This is a genomic window from Teichococcus aerophilus, assembly GCF_014490485.1.
GTDB lineage: Bacteria > Pseudomonadota > Alphaproteobacteria > Acetobacterales > Acetobacteraceae > Pseudoroseomonas > Pseudoroseomonas aerophila.
On sequence record NZ_JACTVA010000111.1, the window covers coordinates 1 to 4,080 of the forward strand.

Consider the following 4,080-nt stretch of genomic DNA (forward strand, 5'->3'; position numbering starts at 1 on the left):
CGATGCGCGGCGCGGCGGCCAGGCGCGGCGGTGCCGGCGGGTTCAGCGGCACCGGGCTGTCAGAGCCGCTCGGCGGCGGCGGGATGGGCGCGCCGGAGACCAGCGGGCCCTGGGACTGGATGCGGGCATCGCCCAGGGCGCGCGTCAGCTCCTCCCGCGTCGAGGCCGCGCCGCGCACCGGCAGCGGCGGCACGGAAGCCAGGTTGGGATAGCCCTCGCGGTCCAGTCCCGGTGGCGGCGCGCGGCCGCGCAGCGGGTCGTTGGTCACCGCGTCGAAGAACTCGAACGGCCCTTCGGCCGGGGAGCCGACGCAGGCCCCCAAGGCCAGCATGGCAGCCAGTGCCCCGCCCAGCCTGATGGTCATGGCGGCTTGATGGCGGCTGCCCCGCCCTCTACCGTCAATTCCGCTTCCGTCTCGTTCGGCGCACCGGACCATGGGGTTTCTCTCCCGACCTGCGGCAGAGGGTTAGCCTGAAATCCGGTCCGGGCGGAAGGCCGGCTGCATCACGGGACCGCCCGTGATGTGTTAAGTGAACATATCGGCTGCACCGAGGCGGCCAAACAGCACAAGCGCCCAAGGCGCGGAAAGCGGGCAGGACATGGCCAAGGACGAGAAAACCCCCGAGACCCCGAAGGGTGGCGCCGCCCCCGGCGTACCCGGTGGCGACCCGGCCAATTTCCGCCTGCCCGACCCGCATCTCGTCTCCCGCACCATGGCCGATGTGGCGGAGCGCGGGCACCGCATCGTCACCGATTTCCTGAACCGCCAGACCCTGAACGCGTCCGAGAATGGGGCACCGGGGCCGGACCCGATGCAACTGGGCTCCGCCTTCCTGGAGATGGCGACGCGCCTGGCGGCCAACCCGGCGCGGCTGATGCAGGCGCAGATGGGCTTCTGGCAGGATTACCTGACGCTCTGGCAGAACACCGCGCGCCGCATGTGGGGCGTGAACGACGTGCCGCCCGTGATCGCCGAGGACAGCAAGGACCGCCGCTTCAAGGACGAGGCGTGGCGGGACAACGAGGTCTTCGACTTCATCAAGCAGTCCTACCTGCTCTCCGCCCGCTACTTCACCAACGTGGTGCACACGGCGGACGACCTGGAGCCGAAGACGGCGCAGAAGGTGGATTTCTACACGCGCCAGTTCGTGGACGCGATGAGCCCCTCCAACTTCCTGATGACCAACCCGGAAGTGCTGCGCAAGACGGCCGAGACCGGTGGCGAGAACCTGCTGCGCGGCCTGCAGAACCTGCTGTCCGACCTAGAACGCGGCAAGGGCAAGCTGAAGATCCGCATGACGGACGACAGCAAGTTCACCATCGGGGAGAACATCGCCGTCTCCCCCGGCAAGGTGGTGTTCCAGAACGCGCTGATGCAGCTGATCCAGTACAGCCCCACCACCGAGAAGGTGCTGAAGCGGCCGCTGCTGGTCATGCCACCCTGGATCAACAAGTTCTACATCCTCGACCTGCGCCCCAAGAACAGTTTCGTTCGATGGGCGGTGGCCCAGGGGCATACGGTTTTCGTCATTTCGTGGGTGAACCCGGACGAGACGCTGGCCGCCAAATCCTTCGAGGACTACATGCTCGAAGGCCCCTACGCCGCGCTGGATGCGATCGAGAAGGCGACGGGCGAGAAATCCATCAACGCCATCGGCTACTGCCTGGGCGGCACGCTGCTGTCGGCGACGCTGGCGCGGATGGCGGCGCAGAAGGACACGCGCATCAAGTCCGCCACCTTCTTCACCACCATGGTGGATTTCGAGGAAGCGGGCGAGCTCGGCGTCTTCATCGACGAGGAGCAGCTGAAGGCCATCGAGGACCGCATGCAGAAGCGCGGCTACCTTGAGGGGCGGGAGATGGCGACCACCTTCAACATGCTGCGCGCCAACGACCTGATCTGGTCCTTCGTCGTGCAGAACTACCTGCTGGGGCAGGAAGTGTTCCCGTTCGACCTGCTGTACTGGAACGACGACAGCACCCGCATGCCGGCCGCCATGCACAGCTTCTACCTGCGCCGCATGTACCAGCAGAACGACCTCGTGAAGCCCGGCGCCATCACCCTGGCCGGCACGCCGCTGGACCTGAGCAAGATCAAGCTGCCGACCTACATCCTCTCGACGCGGGAAGACCACATCGCGCCGTGGAAGAGCACCTACCGCGCCACGCAGATCTATGGCGGGCCGGTGCGCTTCGTCCTCGCCGCCTCCGGCCACATCGCCGGCGTGGCGAACCCGCCGGAATCGGGCAAGTACAGCCACTGGGTCGGCACCAGCCAGCCTGCCTCCCCCGACGAATGGTTCGCCAACGCCACGGAACTGGCCGGGTCCTGGTGGCCGGACTGGCACCGCTGGGTCTCGGCCTTGGACAAGGCGCAGGTGCCGGCGCGCACCCCCGGCGAAGGCGGCCTGCCGGCGCTGGAGGAGGCACCGGGCAGCTACGTCAAGGTCATGGCCACGGACTGACGGCTGGGGCATGCTCCTCCGGCAACGATAAGAAATGCCGGAGGACCTTCCATGATCTCACGCCGTGGCGTGGCGAGGGGCGCCCTCGCCCTGCCTGCCTTGCTGTCCGCACCCAGCCTCCGCGCCCAGGGCGCCGCCAACTGGCCGGAAAGGCCGATCCGGCTGATCGTGCCCTTCCCGCCCGCCGGCTCCACCGACGTCCTCTCCCGCATCCTGGCGGAAGCGCTGCGCGGCAAGCTGGGCCAGCCCTTCGTCATCGAGAACCGGCCCGGTGCCGGCGGCAATATCGGCATCGATGCCGTCGCTAAGGCCACGCCGGATGGTTACACCATCGGCGCCGCCACCATCGGCCTGTTCTCCATCAACCAGTTCCTCTACGGCAGCATGTCCTGGGACATGGACCGGGACCTGACGCCCATCTCCCTGGCCTGGGAACAGCCCAACATCGTCGTCGTGCCATCCCAGCTGCCGGTGAAGACGCTGGCGGAATTCATCGCGTGGGCGAAGGCCAAGCGCGGCGGCATCTCCTTCGGCTCCCCCGGCGTCGGCACCACCGCGCATCTCTCGGGCGAGATCTTCCGCAACCGGCTGGGGCTGGAAGCGCAGCACGTGCCGTTCCGCGGCGCCTCCCAGGTCATCCCGGCGATGCTGGCGGGCGATGTCGAACTCGCCATCGACAACCTGCCTTCCTACGCCTCGATCGTACAGGAAGGCCGTCTGCGGGCCCTGGCGGTGACCACGGCGACGCGCTGGCCCACCTTCCCCGACCTGCCCACCATGGCGGAAGCCGGGATGCCGGATTTCGTCGTTGCGTCCTGGGGCGGCTTCGTCGCGCCGAAGGGCGTGCCGGACGTGGCGGTACAGCGCATCAACGCCGCGCTGCGCGAGCTGGCACAGGACGAAGCGCTGAAGCAGCGCTTCCTGCAATCCGGTGCCCAGGTGCTGTGGAGCACGCCGGAAGGCGTCACCGCCCGCAGCCACAAGGAACGGCCGATGTGGCAGGAAGCGGTGCGGATTTCGGGGGCTCGTGCAGAGTAGGACTGGGAAGGCTGGGGGAAGGAATTCCCCCCAGACCCCCATCTTTTTTCTGCGAGTTTGGGGGGCTGTTTGCAATAGGTGTGATGGGCTGAGGTAGTTTGCCGAAGGCATAGATCCTTCGGCTCAATCAGTGTCCGGTATGGGCAGTGTGCGTGCCTGCTGACAGGTCACGATCGACCCGGAAAACCTAAAGCCGCTCCTGCCGACTGACCTTCGGTTGCGAAGCCCCACACCAAACCCGCAAACAAAAGATGGGGTCCGGGGAATTCCTTCCCCGGCCTTCCTTCCCCGCAAGCCAACGTAGCGAACACAAAAAAGGCCGGGGACATTACGCCCCCGGCCTCTCTCACATCGTCAATGCCAGGCTGGATCGTCCGATCCGGCTGGGGCCTTAGCGCTGCTCGCGGAAGTCGCCTTCACGCCAGGCGCGGTCCTTGCGCTGCTGCTCGCCACCCCGGCCACCACGCGGCGGCGCGCTGCGGCTGGAAGCGTTGCCACCACCACCATTGCCGCCACGCGGGGCGCCGGCGGCGCGCGGCGCACCCTGGCGCTGGCCGGCGGCATGGCCACCCGGGCG

General features: G+C 67.7%; 2 protein-coding genes and 2 pseudogenes. 2 read left to right on the forward strand and 2 right to left on the reverse strand.

Going from position 1 to position 4,080, the window contains the following annotated elements:
• A pseudogene (locus IBL26_RS25185) lies at positions 1 to 364 on the reverse strand (hypothetical protein); the annotation flags it as partial.
• 235 nt (positions 365 to 599) lie between these two features.
• On the opposite strand from IBL26_RS25185, the gene IBL26_RS25190 reads away from it, so the two are divergent.
• Together IBL26_RS25190 and IBL26_RS25195 are read left to right on the forward strand one after the other, a co-directional pair.
• A complete protein-coding gene (locus IBL26_RS25190; protein WP_456316422.1) occupies positions 600 to 2,465 on the forward strand; it encodes a PHA/PHB synthase family protein in 1,866 nt (621 codons plus the stop codon).
• A 51-nt stretch (positions 2,466 to 2,516) separates the two neighbouring features.
• Positions 2,517 to 3,503 carry a Bug family tripartite tricarboxylate transporter substrate binding protein gene (locus IBL26_RS25195; protein WP_187787248.1) on the forward strand — a complete coding sequence of 329 codons (987 nt, stop codon included), beginning with the start codon at positions 2,517 to 2,519 and terminating at the stop codon, positions 3,501 to 3,503.
• 391 nt (positions 3,504 to 3,894) lie between these two features.
• On the opposite strand, the pseudogene IBL26_RS25200 reads toward IBL26_RS25195, so the two are convergent.
• Positions 3,895 to 4,080: pseudogene (locus IBL26_RS25200) on the reverse strand (DEAD/DEAH box helicase); the annotation flags it as partial.

Excerpts from the sequence above, each read along its gene's own strand:
- IBL26_RS25190 (WP_456316422.1), top strand. The coding sequence starts at position 600 with ATGGCCAAGGACGAGAAAACCCCCGAGACCCCGAAGGGTGGCGCCGCC.
- IBL26_RS25195 (WP_187787248.1), top strand. The coding sequence starts at position 2,517 with ATGATCTCACGCCGTGGCGTGGCGAGGGGCGCCCTCGCCCTGCCTGCC.